Annotated in this window: 12 protein-coding genes; 10 read left to right on the top strand and 2 right to left on the bottom strand. The window is 61.2% G+C overall.

Going from position 1 to position 17,170, the window contains the following annotated elements:
* Window positions 1-382: 382 nt before the first annotated feature.
* Window positions 383-2,047 carry a Na/Pi cotransporter family protein gene (locus ABOK31_RS20945; protein WP_349960482.1) on the top strand — a complete coding sequence of 555 codons (1,665 nt, stop codon included), beginning with the start codon at window positions 383-385 and terminating at the stop codon, window positions 2,045-2,047.
* A gap of 17 nt (window positions 2,048-2,064) precedes the next feature.
* Here ABOK31_RS20945 and ABOK31_RS20940 read toward each other — a convergent pair whose 3' ends face one another.
* Window positions 2,065-4,419: a response regulator transcription factor gene (locus ABOK31_RS20940; protein WP_349960481.1), complete on the bottom strand. Its 2,355-nt coding sequence runs from the start codon at window positions 4,417-4,419 to the stop codon at window positions 2,065-2,067.
* Window positions 4,420-4,555: 136 nt separating this feature from the next.
* On the opposite strand from ABOK31_RS20940, the gene ABOK31_RS20935 reads away from it, so the two are divergent.
* The 9 genes from ABOK31_RS20935 (at window position 4,556) to ABOK31_RS20895 (ending at window position 16,265) form a co-directional block, all read left to right on the top strand.
* Window positions 4,556-5,584, top strand: coding sequence for an ABC transporter permease (locus ABOK31_RS20935; RefSeq protein WP_349960479.1), 1,029 nt, complete (start codon window positions 4,556-4,558; stop codon window positions 5,582-5,584).
* The gene (locus tag ABOK31_RS20930) at window positions 5,584-6,465 is read left to right on the top strand and encodes an ABC transporter permease (protein ID WP_349960476.1); all 882 of its coding nucleotides are present in this window, start codon (window positions 5,584-5,586) and stop codon (window positions 6,463-6,465) included. The genes ABOK31_RS20935 and ABOK31_RS20930 overlap by 1 nt, the downstream gene beginning before the upstream one ends.
* Before the next feature lie 3 nt (window positions 6,466-6,468).
* On the top strand, window positions 6,469-8,115 hold the full coding sequence (locus ABOK31_RS20925; RefSeq protein ID WP_349960473.1) for an ABC transporter ATP-binding protein: 1,647 nt from the start codon (window positions 6,469-6,471) through the stop codon (window positions 8,113-8,115).
* A 17-nt stretch (window positions 8,116-8,132) separates the two neighbouring features.
* Complete coding sequence (locus tag ABOK31_RS20920; protein ID WP_174181224.1) at window positions 8,133-9,689, top strand: hydantoinase/oxoprolinase family protein; 1,557 nt, start codon at window positions 8,133-8,135, stop codon at window positions 9,687-9,689.
* Window positions 9,682-10,815, top strand: a complete 1,134-nt coding sequence (locus tag ABOK31_RS20915) for a DUF917 domain-containing protein (RefSeq protein ID WP_174181222.1) — start codon at window positions 9,682-9,684, stop codon at window positions 10,813-10,815. The genes ABOK31_RS20920 and ABOK31_RS20915 overlap by 8 nt, the downstream gene beginning before the upstream one ends.
* 40 nt (window positions 10,816-10,855) lie before the next feature.
* Window positions 10,856-12,451 (top strand): ABC transporter substrate-binding protein, encoded by a 1,596-nt coding sequence (locus ABOK31_RS20910; protein ID WP_174181220.1) that lies wholly within the window; start codon window positions 10,856-10,858, stop codon window positions 12,449-12,451.
* A 169-nt stretch (window positions 12,452-12,620) separates the two neighbouring features.
* Window positions 12,621-13,697, top strand: coding sequence for a DUF917 domain-containing protein (locus tag ABOK31_RS20905; RefSeq protein WP_349960468.1), 1,077 nt, complete (start codon window positions 12,621-12,623; stop codon window positions 13,695-13,697).
* Window positions 13,694-15,232 (top strand): hydantoinase/oxoprolinase family protein, encoded by a 1,539-nt coding sequence (locus tag ABOK31_RS20900; protein ID WP_349960465.1) that lies wholly within the window; start codon window positions 13,694-13,696, stop codon window positions 15,230-15,232. Before ABOK31_RS20905 ends, ABOK31_RS20900 begins: the two co-directional genes overlap by 4 nt.
* An 88-nt stretch (window positions 15,233-15,320) precedes the next feature.
* Window positions 15,321-16,265: an isoaspartyl peptidase/L-asparaginase gene (locus ABOK31_RS20895; protein WP_349960463.1), complete on the top strand. Its 945-nt coding sequence runs from the start codon at window positions 15,321-15,323 to the stop codon at window positions 16,263-16,265.
* A gap of 47 nt (window positions 16,266-16,312) precedes the next feature.
* On the opposite strand, the gene ABOK31_RS20890 is transcribed toward ABOK31_RS20895, so the two are convergent.
* Window positions 16,313-16,855, bottom strand: coding sequence for a GNAT family N-acetyltransferase (locus tag ABOK31_RS20890; RefSeq protein WP_349961240.1), 543 nt, complete (start codon window positions 16,853-16,855; stop codon window positions 16,313-16,315).
* Window positions 16,856-17,170: the final 315 nt, after the last annotated feature.

Here is a 17,170-nt window from a genome sequence, read left to right as displayed (position 1 = left end):
CACGGAAGCCGACAGTCGACGCTTATCGGATGCGTTCGCCGTGCTCACCCAATGCCCGGGCAGACCATGTGACCGCAAAGGCCAACGCCACATGCGTTGATCCGCGGCCTGGCCTCCCGGTTTCGAACAACCATCGAACCAGGAGGTCTCCATCATGATCACTATCTTCGAATTGGCTGCGATGAACGATGCACCGCGCGCCGTAACGCGGTTATCTCGCTGTCGCAATTGGCATGATACTTTTGCGTGTGGTCGATTGCCTACTGCATGGGTGGAGCCCGGCCATAACGGAAACGTCTCGCGTCGAAAATGACGATCTCCGGCGGCATGAGCCGTCTGCATTCAACTAGCATTGGTTTCATTTTCAACCGGATAGCGTGTCATGACCGGTAGTCTCGTCATCCTGGAACTTATGGGGCATGTCGCACTTCTCCTCTGGGGAATGCGCATGGTGCAAGGCGGCATTGAAAAGGCCTTCGGCTCCGACCTGAGACGCGTTCTTGGCCGTGCGCTGCGCAATCGCCTGGTGGCCGTTGCCGCCGGCGCGGGTGTGACGATGCTGCTCCAGAGCAGCACAGCGACTGTCATGATGGTGACCTCCTTTGCAGCACGTGGCGCGGTCGCCCTCGTGCCGGCTCTGGCGGTCATGCTGGGCGCCAATGTCGGCACGGCACTGATCGTCAAGGCGCTCTCCTTCGATGTCTCCTTCATCTCACCCTTGCTGCTTCTTGCAGGTTATGTCGCCTTCAGGCGTGGTCCGAAAGGGCGCGTGCGCCAGCTCGGGCGTGTCGGCATCGGGCTTGGCTTGATGCTGCTTGCCCTGCATGATCTCGTGCAGACGATCCAGCCGGTCAGCACCGCGCCCGCGCTGCGAAGCATCCTTGACGCGATTACCGGCGATCCCGTACTCGACATATTGCTGGCGGCAGCGCTGACATTCGCAGCGCATTCCAGCGTCGCCGTGATGCTGTTGCTGGTAGGTCTTGCCGCCGGTAACGTCGTGACGCCGACCGCTGGCCTTGCATTGGTTCTTGGTGCCAATCTCGGTGGTGCGCTGCCTCCGGTCTTCGAAACGAATGCGGCCAATCCGGCCAACCGCCGCGTGCCGATGGGTAATCTCCTGTTCCGCGCGATCGGCTGTATCGTCGTCTTGCCCTTTCTGCAGCCTCTTGCGGATATCCTGCAGAAGCACACGGCGGACCCGGCATCGATGCTGACAAACTTCCATCTGGCCTTCAATGCTGCGCTGGCTATTGCCTGCGTCGGCCTGCTCGGTCCGACCCAGGCGCTATTGATCAAATTGTTTCCCGAGAAGATCAAGCCGGTGGGAGATGCGGCACGCCCGCTCTTTCTGGACAAGTCGGTGCTGGAAACGCCTTATCTCGCCCTTGCCAGCGCGGCGCGGGAGATCTTGCGCATGGGCGATCTGGTCGAGGCGCTTCTTCGCCTGGTTCCGGCCGATCTCGCCCGTCCCGACAAGCAGGCGACGTCACAAGCCATTCGGCTAGGCAGGGAACTCGACATGCTGCATGAGGCCGTCAAGGCCTATCTTGCCCGGCTCGAGCCGTCGGAGCTGACCGACCGCGATGCCAGCCGCCTGTCCGATGTCATCGAATTCGCGGTCAATCTCGGGCATGCTGGCGATATCCTTGAGCGTTGCCTTGAGCAGATCACGCGGCGGGCCGAGGGAACGATCAACGCGGCCGACCACGCCGCCCTGCAGACCATGCAAGCCGAGGTCGCGGCAGACCTTCGGTTGGCGCTGTCGACCTTGACGACGGAAGATCTGCGCTCGGCACAGGAGCTCGTCGATGCGAAACGGCACCTCAACGAAGCCGAGCGGAGCGCGACGAGGGAGCATCTCGCCCGTCTTGGTGGCGCCAATCCGGTGCTGCTCGGTTCAAGCGGCCTGTTCCTTGCGACTTTGCGCGATCTCAAGCTCGTCAATTCCCATTTTGCCAGCATCGGCTATGCTGTGCTGGGTGCCGAAGATATCGGTGCCAGCCGCGCCTTGCAGGAGGATGCCGACAAGGCAAGCGTGGTCTGAAACGTCCATAGCCGGTCTCACAGCCAGCCGAGCGCGGTCGCGGCCCGGATCGCTTCGGCGCGGCGATGACAGCCCAGCTTGCGAAACAGATTTCCGAGGTGAAATTTCACAGTCACCTCGGAAACATTGAGGGTATGAGCAATGCGCTTGTTCGACATGCCGCTGGCGATCAGTTGGATCATCTGTACCTCGCGCTGCGAGAGGCCGCCCTGCAAGGCTTTCGCCTGCGGCGAGTTCACGGAGCTTGCAAAGAGCGAAAGCGCGGTGCGGACATCGGACGAGGTTTCGATGAAGCTGCGGATGCGCTGGTTCTTGAGAAGCGGGGAGAGAAAGATCCGCTCTTCAGAGAGTACGCCGTTGCAGCCGAGGCGCGTGGCGCCTTCAAGCGCCGACAGCAGATGCGCGCGCGTCGCAGCATTGTCACGGCGCTGATAGGCGGCATAGCTTTGCCAGAGCTGGAGCGCGACCTTTTCGCGATTGGTGACCTTCGGGTTGGCGATCAGCGCATCGATCTGGCGCGATAGATAGGGACGCGGCGTCGACAGACGCACGCTGTCGCGCAGCCATGTCATGGCATAGGAAATCTCGTCCCGTCTGGTCAGTCGCGTCAGTTCCTCGCTGGCGCTTTCGACCCAGTTGCGGCCGATGCGCATACGGACAGCGGATAGCGTTGCTGCCGCATCGTTCCAGCGATTGGCATTCTGATAGGCGATGGCGGTGCGAATCTCCATCATGGCGTGAAACTGCAGGCCTTCCGACAGATGGATCCAGAGCCCGTCGAGAAAACCGGGCCTGATCACCATCGGAAAGTGGTCCGCCAGCACCTGTGATGCATAGTGAAGAGCGAATTGCATCAGGCTCGGCCAGATTTCTGCAGCAGCAAAATCATCGAACTCGCTCTGAACGAATTGGAGGAGATCGCGCGGATGGCCGGCCTCATAGGCGATACAGGCTTCGGCGAGCCGCAGCATGCGGAATTCCGCCTCCGCCGCGTGCGGCACCTGCTCCAGTTTCTGCCGGGCCTCCTGGACGGCGCGGCGAGCAAAAAGGACATCGCCGCTCATCAGACGCAATACCGTCTGATGCAGATGGATGAAGAATTCCAGCAACGGTTGGCCGCCCATATGGCCGAGATAGATCAAGGCGCGGGCGGCGGCGGCCTCCGCTTCGCGGAAATTCCGGCGGCGAATTTCGAATTCCAGCAGGGCGTTGTAGTAGGCGGCCCATTTGCCGTAATCGCCCATCGGATAATCCGCCATGAACTCGCCGAGGCGGGTGATCATGGCGTCGGTCGGCATCAGGTCTTCGGAGATCATGAGATTGAGCCGGAAGGTTCGTGCCGCGAAGGAAAAGCGCGATCCGCGCAGCAAGACCTTCAGCGGATCGAGATAGTCCGACCCCAGATGTTTGCCGACGAGATGGCGCACGCGTTGCAGTTCTCCGAGCTTTAGAAGCGTGCGGGCCATGGCGAAAAGTACGACCTCGTTGGTTGCGATCATCTCGTGGGAAAAACGCATGATGATGTCGCGAAAGGTCCCAAGGCTGTTTCTATAGATCAGCTCCAGACCTCGGGCACGCTCCAGAATCTGCGCCGCATGGGCCTCGTGCCCGTGCTTGAGGAGCAGCGACATGGCGTCGAGCGCTTGTCCCGCCTGCTCGAAAGCAGAGGCTACTTCGATCACGGCGACCGTGGTTTCGAAGCTTGCCAGGCGTTCGCTGACGGCGCTTGTCAGAAGCTTCAGCAACTCCTCGTGCGCGGCCGGTGTCTGGACCAGAAGCGGCGGTAAAAGCCCTACCCATTCCTCGGAGGAGACAGGCGATCGCGTTTCGAGCCAGATGGAAAGTAGCGCTGTCTGCCCTGGCGAAAGGTGGCCGAGAAAGTTCTCGCGCAGATAATCGATGGACAGGCGAGGGTCTTGCCGGCGTGTCAGCGGCAGGAAAACCGGCCAGCCGGCATAATCCTTGACCAACCGGTTGGCTTCTTCGGCGGGCAGCTCCAGTAATTCCTCATCGGAAAATGTCAGGTCGCCTGCATCGAGCGTCGCCGAACCTCGATGCAGGATGAACCGCGCCAGCCCGCTGATACGCTGATCGGGACGGCAGGCGATGACCATGACGCTGATGGTCTCGATGACCTGAGTGGAAAGACGAGCCGATCGAGCTGAAACCGGTACGTCCCAGAAGAGCCATCCATCCTCGACGTCGCTCATGCGCGGTTGCTGCAGGCTGCAAATCCGCCGGCCCATCGCTTCGGCGGCCATCGACAGGAGCGCGCTCTTTCCGGCTCCCGCGGGGGCACGCAGAAAGATGACGCCGGCGCGCGCTGTAGCGATGCGATGGCAAAGATGAGGTCGGGCAATCAGTCTGTGCATGCGGCGTTTGTAAGCGCACATTGAAAAATAACCTATACCATAAAGCTGGAAAACTATACCTTTGGCCGGTTGTCCAACGTCCGCAGATGAGGATTGTTGTCTGTCAGTTAGCTGACGAACAAGGAAACTCCCGTCGATGCAGCAACATCCGTTGGTCGCGATCCTGACGCGGCTCGGCACCTTCGTGCTGGTCATGATCGCGCTTTCCATCATGATTTTCGCGCTGGCGCGCGTCGTGCCGGGAGATCCCGCGCGCATGGCCCTTGGCCCTGCGGCAACGCAGGAGCAGGTCGATGCGCTGCGCGTGCAGATGGGGTTGGATAAGCCGCTTCTGGTCCAATATGTCGACTATGTCGGCAAGGCGCTGCGGGGCGATCTCGGCATGTCGCTGGTGTCGCAACGTCCCGTCACGACCGATCTGGAGCAGACCGTGCCGGCGACCGTCGAGCTGGTTCTCGTCTCTGTGATCTTCATGTTTGTGGTGGCCATTCCCCTCGGCGTCATCACTGCGCATTTTAGGGATCGCGCGCTGGATCATATCGGCCGCATCCTGTCTTTGACCGGTGTCACCATTCCGAGTTTCCTATTTGCGATCAGCCTGCAATTGCTGGCTGCCCGCTGTCTGCCGAACTGGCCGATCATCGGCCGCCTCGATCATTCCTTAAGCTTTCAGCCCGGGCCGACCGGCTTCCTGTTGATCGATGGCTTGCTGGCGGGACGTCTGGATGTGTTCGTCGATGCGCTTCAACATCTCGTGCTGCCGGCTTTCGCGCTCGCCATGGCCGGCATCGGCCAGATTACGCGCATCACCCGTTCCTCCATGCTGGAGAACCAGCGCAAGGACCACGTGTTGACCCTGCAGAGTTTCGGCGTGCCGGAGAGGGTCATCATCTTCCGCTATCTCCTCAAGCTGTCGTCGATTGCGCCACTGACGATCATGGGGCTGGAATTCGCATCGCTGATCGGCAATGCCTTCGTCATCGAGATGGTGTTCGCCTGGGGTGGCTTCGCGTCCTACGGGCTGAACGCCATCCTGCAAAAGGACCTCAACGCCGTGACCGCCGTCGTGCTGGTCGCCGGCCTGTTTTTCATCGTTGCGAACCTGGTCGTAGACGTCCTGATCTCGATCATTGACCCACGCCTGCGCCGCAAGGAGGCACGCTGATGGCCGATATGAAGATGCTTGATGCGTCCGACCGCGGGCTGAGCACGGGTTACATGATGTGGTATCGCTTCAGCCGCAATCCGGCTGCGGTGATCGGCACGCTGATCCTCATTTCCGTCATCGTACTAGCGGTTTTCGCGCCATGGCTGACGCCCTATCCCAAGCATGTGGGTGCTGTGGTCGATTTCCGGGCACGGCACGTTGCACCTGACGCTGCTCATTGGTTCGGCACCGACAAAGTCGGCCGGGATATCTTCTCCCGCACAATTTTCGGCATGCGCGTCTCCCTGCTTCTGGTCATCGGCGTACTTGGTATTTCCGTGCCGATCGGTACGGTACTTGGCCTGATTGCCGGCTATTTCGGTGGCTGGGTCGAAAAGATCATCACGGGCCTGACGAACGTCATGCTGGCGATGCCGCCGCTCGTCATGGCGCTTGCCGTGTCGAACCTGCTCGAGCCGAACCTGACGAACGCGATGATTGCCATCACGCTGCTGTGGTGGACATGGCATGCGCGGCTGATCTATTCCGTTTCCAAGTCCATCGCGTCCGAAGATTATATCGAGGCAGCCCGCCTTGCCGGTGCCGGGCCGATGCACATCCTCTTCCGCGAAATCCTGCCGAATTGCGTTGCGGTGATTTCCGTCAAGACGACGCTGGATGCGGCCTTCGTCATCCTCTTTGGTGCCACTCTCAGCTTCCTCGGCTTTGGTGTGAAGCCGCCCATTCCTGACCTCGGTTCCATGGTCGCCGACGGCCGCCAGTTCATGCCCGATTATTGGTGGGAAGTCGTGTGCCCGGGAGCCGCGGTCTTCTACGTGACGCTCGGCTTCAATCTTCTAGGCGATGGTTTGCGCGACATGTTTGATGTGGAGAGCTGAGCCATGACCGAGCCGCTTCTCAAGATCGAGGCTTTGAACGTCTCCTTCACCACCTATGGCCGCACCCGGCAAGTGCTGCGAGACATTGCCTTCACCGTCGCAGCTGGCGAGCGCGTCGCGCTGATCGGGGAGACCGGATCGGGCAAATCCGTAACGGCAAAGGCGATTATCGGCACCTTGCCGAAGAATGCGGCGATCAGCTCAGGCACGATCTCGGTCGCAGGACGCGATGTTTTGAAAATGCAGCGAAGAGAACGGGAGGCGCTGAAAGGCACGGCCTTTTCGCTGATCATGCAGGACCCGCTTTCATCCTTCAATCCGGTCTTCAAGATCGGCACGCATCTCGATGACGTCATGCGTTTCGCCGACAAGCGCGACGGAGCCAGTTCGTCCAGGGCGGAGCGTCGGAAGCGCATCGCGGCCGTCTTGCGCCGCGTTCAGCTTGCCGATGCCGAGCGTGTGATGAATGCCTATCCGTCCGAGTTGTCGGGCGGCATGCGCCAACGCGTCCTGATCGGGCTTGCGCTGCTGCACCAGCCGAAACTTCTGATCGCCGACGAGCCCGGTACCGCGCTCGACGTGACGACCCAGGACGAGATCCTGAACCTGATCAACCAGCTGGTGGTCGAGGAGAACATGGCTCTTCTCATGATCACCCACAATCTCGGCGTCGTGCGCAAGGTGGCGGACCGAGTGGTGGTCATGCATCATGGCGATATCGTCGAGACCGGCCCCTGCCACGAGATTCTGACCAGCCCGCAGCAGCCTTATACCAAAGCTCTATTGGAAGCCGTACCGCCGCTTTACGGTGAGCGCGTTATCGATCTGCCGCAGAGCGACCGTGCGCCCATCGTCAAGGTCGAAGGCCTCAACAAGGTCTATGGCAGGAAACCCGGTTTCCATGCCGTTCGCGACGTGAGCCTGACGCTGCGTCAGGGCGAAATCTTCGGATTGGCCGGCGAATCCGGCTCGGGCAAAACCTCGGTCGCACGCATCATCATGGATCTGTCTCGCCCGACCTCAGGTGGCGTCACCATTGATGCGCCGGCTCCCGGTCGCGGCAAGCGGCTGACGCAGATCGTCTATCAGAACCCCGGCACGTCTCTCAATCCCAAGCGCAACGTTCAGCAAACGCTCGCGCTGCCTTTGAAATCCATCGGCATGGATGGACCAGCCCGCGAGGCACGGATGAAGCAGCTCATGCAGCTCGTGCGTCTGCCGCAATCCTATCTGGCAAAATATCCGCATGAGCTTTCGGGCGGCCAGAAGCAGCGCGTGGCGATTGCGCGCGCGCTTGCCGCCGAGCCGAAGATCCTGATCCTGGACGAGCCGACGGCAGCGCTTGACGTGTCGGTGCAGAAAACGGTTATCGAGTTGCTGTTGCAGCTGCGCGAGGAACTTGGTCTCACCTATCTGATGATCTCGCATGACCTATCGCTGATGCGTAATTTCTGTTCGCGTATCGCCATCATGCTGCGCGGCGAGATCGTCGAGGAAGGACCGACGCCGGCGGTCTTTGCCGCACCCAATCACCCCTACACACGCGCGCTGATAGCCGCCATTCCCGTCGTCACCGACGAAGAAGAGCGCCTGAAGCCCAGCGTGAGCGAGGAAGAGCGCACGCGCTTCCTCGTCAAAACCACAGACTGATTGAAGAGGAGCCTGACGTGTATCGCGTTGGAATTGACGTCGGCGGCACCAATACGGATGCTGTCGTCCTTGAGGGAAAGACCGTTCTGGCTGGGGTCAAGGCCTCGACGACCGAAGATGTGACTTCGGGCGTGATCGAGGCATTGGAGAAGGTCATCGAGGCCTCCGGCATCGATCGTATCCGCATTGCCGCCGTGATGATCGGCACCACGCATTTCACCAATGCGGTGATCGAGCGCCGGCACATGGACGAGGTCGCAGCCATCCGTCTGAGCCTGCCGTCGGGTGCAGGTCTGCCGCCCATGGTCGACTGGCCCGACGACCTGCGCGAGATCGTCGGCAATCATGGCTACCAGGTCAAGGGCGGCTACGAGTTCGACGGGCGCGAACTTTCACCGCTCGATGAAGACGCCATCGTGCGCATCGCCGGTGAAATCCGTGCAAAGGGCCTGAAGGCTGCCGCCGTGACCTGCGTTTTCAGCGGTATCAACGATGCGATGGAAGTGCGGGCCAAGGAAATCCTGCGGCAGCATTGCCCTGGCCTACCTGTGGTGATGTCGAAGGATATCGGCCGTCACGGCCTGCTGGCGCGCGAAAGTGCTGCGATCATGAATGCGAGCCTGCTGTCGCTTGCGGATCGTACGGTTGCGGCTTTCGGCAAGGCGCTTGCGGCTGCCGGCATCCCGTGCCCGTTCTACATAACGCAGAACGACGGAACCCTGATGGCCGCCGACGTCGTGCGTGCCTTTCCGGTGCTGACCTTTGCCTCCGGTCCGACCAATTCCATGCGCGGTGCCGCATTCCTGACAGGACTGAAGGACGCCGTCGTCGTCGATGTCGGCGGCACGACCTCGGACGTCGGCGCTCTGTCGCACGGTTTCCCGCGACAGGCCTCCACAACCGTCGATATCGGCGGGGTCCGCACCAATTTCCGCATGCCCGATGTCTTTTCCATCGGCCTTGGTGGCGGTTCGCTTGTTGTCAGGGGTGAAGCGGGCATCACCGTTGGGCCGAAGTCGGTCGGTTATCGCGTGCGCAAGGAAGCGCTCTGCTTCGGAGGGTCGACACTGACCGCTACCGATATTGCGGTTGCTGCCGGCAAGGCCGATATCGGTGATCGCGCGCTGGTCGCCAATCTCGACAAGACGCTTGTCGAGGCTGCTGTGGCAAAGATCGATGCGATGCTCGAGGCCTGCGTCGAGCGCAGCCGGATTTCGTCAACGCCGGTGCCAGTCATTGCGGTGGGCGGCGGCTCGATCCTGATGCCTGATCGCATCGGCGATCTCGAGGTGATCCTGCCGGAAAATTTTGCCGTGGCCAATGCCGTTGGCGCTGCCATCGCCCAGATCAGCGGTGAGACGGATCGCGTCTTCTCGCTTGTCGATGGCCGCACGCGCGAGAGCGCACTTGCCGAAGCTGAAGCCGAGGCCCGGGAAAAGGCGATCGCCGCCGGAGCGCTTGCGGAAACCCTTGAAGTTATCGAGCGCGAAGACACGCCGCTTGCCTATCTGCCGGGCAACGCCACGCGCATTCACGTCAAAGTCGTCGGTGAAATGGGAGGCCATCATGCCTGAGACGCGCAAGCAGAAATATGATGACGCCAATCTGCGCCGGCTGACGCCCGAGGATCTCGATGCGCTCGAAATCGGGGCGGGCATTCTCGGCACCGGCGGCGGCGGCAACCCCTATCAAGGCAAGCTCCTCGTCCTCGAAGCCATGAAGGCCGGCTACGAGATGAAGGTTCTGGCGACTGACGCCATCGAGCCTGACGCCCTTTGCATGTCGATCGGCGGCATCGGCGCACCGGTTGTCGGCGTCGAGCGCATCCGCGAAGGGCGCGAGGGCTTGCGCTGCCTGCGCGCCATGGAAGAGCTGATCCGCACGCCGATCGATGCCATCGTCTGCGAAGAGATCGGTGGCGCGAATTCGATGAACCCGCTCGTCACAGCGGCTCTCGGCGGCCTGCCGATCCTCGATTGCGACGGCATGGGCCGTGCCTTTCCCGAAATGCAGATGACGACCTTTTCGATCTATGGCCACAGCTCCACGCCTTCGGTCATGTGCGACCTGCATGGCAATGCCGTGATCTTCAGCCACGCCGTATCGGAAGTCTGGCACGAGCGGATGGCGCGCGCCTGCGTCGTGGCGCAGGGTGGCGGTGCCATGCTGGCGACGGCGCCGATGCAGGCGCATTACGTCCATCAGTATGGCATTCCGAAGAGCTTCACCAAGGCGATCGCGCTCGGCGAAGCGGTGATCCGCGCGCGCAAGGCGCAGGAGGATCCGATTGCTGCCGTTTGTGCGCTGGAAGGCGGGCGGCGTGTCTTCAATGGCAAGATCACCGATCTGAAACGCCATCTGCGCGGTGGTTTCGTCGTCGGCGACATGGAGCTCGCGGGCTTCGACGATTGCGCCGGCCAGATGGCAAACGTGGCGATCCAGAACGAATTCCTGGTCTTCCGCCGCGATGGCGTGATCGAGGTCTGCGTACCGGATCTGATCGTACTGCTCGATGTCGATACCGGCTATCCGATCACCACCGAAATGCTGCGCTACGGCCAGCGCGTCGCCGTCGTCGCCATTCCCTGTCACGAGCTGTTGCGCAGCGCGCGCGCGCTGGATGTCGTCGGCCCGGCGGCCTTCGGCTACCCGGACATCACCTATTCGCCGCTGCCGGCCCCAGGCCGAAAGGCAGCCTAACCATAAGCGGGGAGTTCCCGCATCAAAGAGGAGAACTAGAATGAAGATGGGTTCCAGAAATCTGCGTCTCTCGACGTTGCTGCTTGCCGGTGTCATGGCATTGCCGCTGACGTCGGTCGCGGCATCGGCGGCCGACAAGGTGTCGATCGCCGTCAACACGATGCAGATCTTCAGCTCGCTCGATCCGGCCAAGGTCACCGACTATACGGGCTACATGGCCATCGTAAACATGTATGATGCCCTGACGACCGTCAGCCCTTCGGGCGAGATCGTGCCCCATCTGGCAAAGTCCTGGGATATTTCCCCGGATGGTCTGACCTACACCTTCCATCTTCGCGACGATGCGAAGTTCCAGGATGGTACGCCCGTCAAGGCCTCCGACTTCGTCTGGTCGATCAGGCGCCTGATCGGCATTAACAAGGGTCCCTCGAACCTCGTCGTCGGCCTCGTAAAGCCCGAAAACGTCACCGCACCGGACGAGAAGACTGTCGTCGTCAAGCTCGATCGCCAGTTCTCGCCGTTCATGGCTGTGACGCCGCTGATGATGGCGCTGAACGAAAAGCTGATCGAAGCCAATTCCAAGCCGGACGACAAATGGGGCGAAGCCTATGTCGGCGAACACTCGGCCGGTTCAGGTCCTTATAAGCTGGTCAGCTACAATCGCTCCGCCGACATGGTGATCGCACGCAATCCCGATTACTTTCTCGGCTGGTCCAAGGGGACGCCGATCGATGAAGTGCGTTTCGTCCAGACGAGCGACGACGCCACCGTCAAGGCGCTCGCCGAAAAGGGTGAGCTCGGCCTCTCCTCGCATGGCCTCGGCAACGACACCTATGAAACGATCGGCAAGATGCCGGGCTACAAGCTGCTCCAGTCGACGACCGCCGGCGGCTTCGTCATCAAGCTGAACAGCAAGGTCTATCCGACCGACGACGTGCATGTTCGGCGCGCGATCGCCTATGCAACCGACTACAAGACCATCCAGGAGGCGATCTATCCGGGCTTCGACATGACCGGCCCGCTTTCTACCGTCTTCAAGGACGCGCATAACGACGATACCCAGCCCGGCGTCTTCGATCTCGAAAAGGCGAAGGAAGAGCTTGCGAAGTCGAAATATGCCGGTCAGAAGATCACGCTGGTCAACAGCTACGTCGCCTCGCTCGCCTTTGAGTCCGAAGTTGCGCTGCTGATGCAGGCCAATCTCGAGCAGATCGGGATCACCCTCGATATCAAGCCCGAACCCTGGAACCGCATCGTCGAGCTCTCGTCGAAGCCGGAAACCACGCCGGCCTCGACGCAGGTCAACATCTCGCCAAATTATCCGTCGCCGGACGCGATATTCTACAACCAGTATCACTCCAAGGCTTCCGGCACCTGGATGTCGATGGAATGGCTGCAGAATCCCGAGGTCGATGCCCTGATCGACAAGGCGAGGGGGACCACCGACATCAAGGCGCAGAACGCGACCTACAAGGAGCTGCAAACGAAGCTTGCCGAGCTGCAGCCCGACGTATGGGCGGTATCGCCGAACAGGCGCTATGCGGCGAACAAATGCCTGCAGGGCTATGAGTTCATTCCCATGCAGAGCTGGGATCTGAACTTCTCGAATTTCCATTGGGACTGCAAGGCGAACTGATCTTCGCCGGCACATGACATAGACCCGGCCCCATTCGGGGTCGGGGCAGCTAGAGCGGTTCAGCTTTTCACGGAATCTCCGAACCGCTCTATCTCCTTATTTTAAGCAATCCCGGACGGAAAACCGCTGCGCACTTTTCCTGGAATTGCTCTATTGCCGAAGGTGAAACATGCTTCAGGAATTTTCCGAAGATAATATCGAGCCGCTCGCAACGGGAGCCTGGATCCTGGGAACCGGAGGCGGTGGCAATCCTTATATTTCGACGCTCAATCTTCGCAGGCTCTATGCCGAAGGCCGTCGCGTCCAGGTGATGGACCCGATGGCGCTCGACGATGACGATATGGTTGCCGTCGTCTCGAAGATGGGAGCGCCGCTGGTGGGGCAGGAACGTCTCAGCGATCCTGTGCATCTGGCGCGCGCGGTCGAGGTCATGGAGGATTACCTCGGAAAACCCTTCCGTGCGATCATGAGCGTCGAGATCGGCGGCTCGAATGCGCTGTCCTCCTTCCTTGCCGCTGCGATGCTGGGCCGGCCTGTTGTCAATGCCGATGCGATGGGACGCGCCTATCCCGAGGCGCAGATGACCTCCTTTGCCATCGGCAACCTACCGATGTATCCGCTTTCCCTCGTCGACGTGCGCGACAACGAGGTCATCGTCACCAAGGCTGCGTCCTGGAAGTGGATGGAGCGGATTTCGCGCAAGGTCTGCACCGAAGTCGGATCGACCGCCGCCACCTGCAAGGCGCCACGCACCGGCCGCGAGGTGAAGGACTGGGGCATTCACTACACCATCACCAAGGCGACCGAACTTGGTCGTGCGGTCATCGAGGCACGTGCACGTCACGACGACCCGGTAAAGGCGGTCCTGGACCACGAGGGCGGCAAGCAATTGTTCCGCGGCAAGGTGATCGATGTGGCGCGCGAAACCACCGGCGGCTTCCTGCGCGGCCGGACCGTGATCGAAGGCATCGATGCCGACAAGGGCTCCCGAATGGAGCTCGCTTTCCAGAACGAATGGGCGGTCGCCTTCCGGGATGGCGAGCCAGTGGCGATGACGCCTGATCTTCTCTGCCTGCTCGACACGATTTCCGGCAGCGCGATCGGCACGGAATCCGTGCGCTACGGCCAGCGCGTCACCGTTGTCGCTCTACCGGCACCCGAGCTTTTGACCTCGCCTGCGGGGATTGCTGCCGTCGGCCCGCGCGCTTTCGGCTATGACATTGATTTCAGATCGGTATTCGCATGAAACGCATCGGTATTGACGTTGGCGGCACCAATACGGATGCCGTTCTGATCGACGGTGAGAAGATCATCGCTTCCATCAAGGTTCCCACGACGCAAGACGTGATGTCAGGCGTGAAGGCGGCTCTCAGCCATGTGGCCGGCCACGCCGGCGCATCCGGCCGGCCGATCGACGCCGTGATGATCGGCACTACCCATTTCACCAATGCGGTCGTCGAGCGGGCGCGGCTGGAAAGGGTGGCTGCGATCCGCATTGCGCTGCCGACTGGCGCCTCCTTACCGCCCATGTGCGACTGGCCCAATGATTTGCGCGCGGCTGTCGATCCGCTCATCTTCATGGTTCATGGTGGCCATGAGTATGACGGCAGCCCGCTCGTGCCGATGATCCCCGACGAGATCCGTGAAGCGGCGATGAAGATCCGCGATGCCGGCGTCACCTCGATCGCGATATCGGCGACCTTCTCGCCGCTGACGACCGAATGCGAGGTCAGGGCCGCAGAGATCGTTCGCTCGGTGATCCCCGATGCAAGGATCACGCTGTCGCATACCCTCGGACGGATCGGATTGCTTGAGCGCGAGAATGTCGCGCTTCTCAATGCGGCACTGCAGTCGCTCGGCAGGACTACGGTGCAGGCATTCTCGGATGCGCTGCGCGAAGCAGGCATTACCGCACCTTTCTATCTGACGCAGAACGACGGTACGGTGGCGCTGGCGGATGTCGCGGCCGCTAACCCGGTTCACAGCTTTGCATCCGGTCCGACCAATTCGATGCGTGGTGCAGCCTTCCTGACGGGTTTAAGCGACGCCATGGTGGTCGATGTCGGCGGCACGACTTCGGACATCGGCTGCCTTGTCGGTGGCTTTCCGCGCGAGGCCAACAACATCGTTCATATCGGTGGTGTGCGCACGCTGTTCCGGATGCCCGATCTCCTGCCGATCGCCCTTGGCGGCGGCACGATCATCGATCCGGAAACGGGCAAGATCGGTCCGCGTTCGGTCGGCTATCGCATCCTGACGGAGGCGCGCGTTTTTGGCGGCAATACGCTGACGACCTCGGACGTCGCCGTCGCCGCCGGCCTGATCGAGATGGGGGATAAGGATCGCGTTCGCGGTCTCGATCCGGCCTTCGTCAAGGCAAGCCTCGACCGCATCCGCGACATGGTCACGGACAGTTTCGACCAGATGAAGACATCGGCCGAGGATGTGCCGCTGATTGCCGTCGGCGGCGGCGCCTTCCTGATCCCGGAAAGGATCGAGGGAGCCTCGGAGATTCTTCGCGTCGAAAACGCCGGCGTCGCCAATGCGCTCGGTGCCGCGATGGCGCAGGTGTCGGGCGAGGTCGATCAGGTATTTTCGGGGCTGAGCCGTGACGAGGCTCTCGCCAAGGCAGAGTCGGAGGCTCAGAATGCCGCCGTCGCTTCCGGCGCGAGCCGCGAGAGCCTAAAGACGCTCGAAGTCGAGGATATTCCGATCGCTTATCTGCCCGGCGGAGCGCGCCGTGTAAGAGTAAGGGTCATCGGTGATATCGCCTTCGGTTGAAATAGCATGCCCGATCATGTCGATCGGGCATCATGCATGGGAGCGGTGATAGGACGCGATACGTGACATCACCGGATCGGAGTGGAAAATGACGAAAATTGCGCTGGCTATTCACGGTGGTTGCGGCGTCATGCCGGAAGACAGCATGACGCCGGAGGAATGGGAGGGTGCGCGCCGTGATCTGGCTGCCGCTTTGCGTGCGGGCTATGCGCGGCTGAGGGCCGGCGACAGCGCCATTGATGCCGTCGAAGCTGCTGTCGTGACCATGGAGGACAGCCCGCATTTCAACGCCGGACATGGCGCTGCGCTTAACGAAAACGGCGTGCACGAGCTTGATGCCTCGATCATGGACGGCGCAACGCTGGAGGCGGGTGCCATCAGTGCCTCGCGCGCGATCCGCAATCCGATCAGGGCCGCCCGTGCGCTGATGGAGGACGGTCGTGCCATCTACATGACTGGCCCAGCCGCCGATCGCTTTGCCGAAGCCAAGGGGCTGCAAGTGGAGCCGCAATCCTATTTTACCACGCAGAAGCGGGTCGAGGCGCTGGAGGCGATGAAGCTCCATGCGGCTGCCGGCACCGAAGGAACGGAAAACGAAAAGCATGGCACGGTTGGGGCCGTGGCGCTCGATGCCGCCGGCCATCTTGCCGCCGCCACCTCGACAGGCGGCTACAACAACAAGCCTGACGGGCGCGTGGGCGATAGCCCGGTCATCGGTGCGGGCACCTATGCGCGCGATGGCGTCTGTGCGGTTTCAGGAACGGGCAAGGGCGAATTTTTTATACGCTACGTTGTCGGACACGAGATCGCGTCTCGCATGGCTTATCTGCGGCAGGATATCGCAACCGCAACGGACGGGCTTATCAACCACGATCTGGCGCCGCATCAGATCGGTGCCGGGCTGGTGGCGATAGATGCTCACGGCATTGCCGTTGCGCCCTACAATACGCCTGGGATGTTTCGTGGCTGGGTGACGCCGGACGGCAAGGGTTTCGTCGCGACGCATGAGCGGGTCTACGAAATCGAGCTCTAACGGGAACTCGGTTGCTGGAAGATGCGGCGCCGCGTCGTGCTATGGATTTACGGCGCCTGGCGCTCAAGCACATAGTAGCACTGGACGATGGTTTCGCGGCGTGCCCTCGAAAAAAGCTCCCTGTTGCCGACTTGGCTGAAGCCCAGTTTGATCAGTACCCGTCCTGAGGCGGGGTTGTCGGATGCGTGGCCGGATTCCAGCCTGGATAGGCCGACCTCGTGGAAGACGAAGCCGATCAGCGCATGGGCTGCCTCGAAGGCATAGCCTTTGCTCCAGGCCGGCTTTTCCAGCCAAAAGCCAAGGCTGCCCTTGCTGCCGACAATGCCATCGACGTCGACGATGCCGATCATTCTCTCTTCTTCCTCGATGGCGAAGCGATAGGCGGAGCCTTCGGCCCATTCGTGCTCGTGGCTGGAAAACCAGTTCTCGACATCCTTCTGGTGAGGCGGATAGGTGGCGTTGCTCAGCATCCGCGTCACCGTCCAATCACTCTGAATTTCGAATGCGCGTTTTGCGTCAGCCGCCGACGTCGGGCGCAGGCGGAGGCGTGCTGTTACGATGGACGAGCGAGGGATCGATCTTGCAGTCATCATAGAGTGCCTTGCGGATTGAAAAATGCCGACAGAAGTGGTGAGGGAGTATATTCGACACCACTATCCAGGCGCGAGGCGGCAATGAAAAGCTAGTATCTCGCGATTTTATTTGCTGCCTATTTTTTAGCGTTAGACAATATATTGCCGCAATGGGCGCGCAAAAGCGCCGCCTCTTGCGGGCTTGGCCTGTAGGAAATAGGGGACCGGCCGTGAGAGCGTTCCGTTTACGAGGGGCGAACCCCCTTTCGCGGTCCGGTCCTTCTCCGTCAATCCATATCCTTACAATCCTTGCTTTGGCGAGCGAGTCCCGAC

Source organism: Rhizobium sp. ZPR4, from assembly GCF_040215725.1.
In the GTDB taxonomy this organism is placed as follows: Bacteria; Pseudomonadota; Alphaproteobacteria; order Rhizobiales; family Rhizobiaceae; genus Rhizobium; species Rhizobium rhizogenes_D.
This window is presented reverse-complemented; position numbering and strand designations above follow the sequence as displayed.

Bases quoted from the DNA above. Each gene is read 5' to 3' on its own strand.
- ABOK31_RS20905 (WP_349960468.1), top strand. From the start codon at position 12,621: ATGCTTCAGGAATTTTCCGAAGATAATATCGAGCCGCTCGCAACGGGA.
- ABOK31_RS20925 (WP_349960473.1), top strand. From the start codon at position 6,469: ATGACCGAGCCGCTTCTCAAGATCGAGGCTTTGAACGTCTCCTTCACC.
- ABOK31_RS20890 (WP_349961240.1), bottom strand. From the start codon at position 16,855: ATGACTGCAAGATCGATCCCTCGCTCGTCCATCGTAACAGCACGCCTC.
- ABOK31_RS20935 (WP_349960479.1), top strand. From the start codon at position 4,556: ATGCAGCAACATCCGTTGGTCGCGATCCTGACGCGGCTCGGCACCTTC.
- ABOK31_RS20945 (WP_349960482.1), top strand. From the start codon at position 383: ATGACCGGTAGTCTCGTCATCCTGGAACTTATGGGGCATGTCGCACTT.
- ABOK31_RS20915 (WP_174181222.1), top strand. From the start codon at position 9,682: ATGCCTGAGACGCGCAAGCAGAAATATGATGACGCCAATCTGCGCCGG.
- ABOK31_RS20930 (WP_349960476.1), top strand. From the start codon at position 5,584: ATGGCCGATATGAAGATGCTTGATGCGTCCGACCGCGGGCTGAGCACG.
- ABOK31_RS20940 (WP_349960481.1), bottom strand. From the start codon at position 4,419: ATGCACAGACTGATTGCCCGACCTCATCTTTGCCATCGCATCGCTACA.
- ABOK31_RS20900 (WP_349960465.1), top strand. From the start codon at position 13,694: ATGAAACGCATCGGTATTGACGTTGGCGGCACCAATACGGATGCCGTT.
- ABOK31_RS20895 (WP_349960463.1), top strand. From the start codon at position 15,321: ATGACGAAAATTGCGCTGGCTATTCACGGTGGTTGCGGCGTCATGCCG.
- ABOK31_RS20910 (WP_174181220.1), top strand. From the start codon at position 10,856: ATGAAGATGGGTTCCAGAAATCTGCGTCTCTCGACGTTGCTGCTTGCC.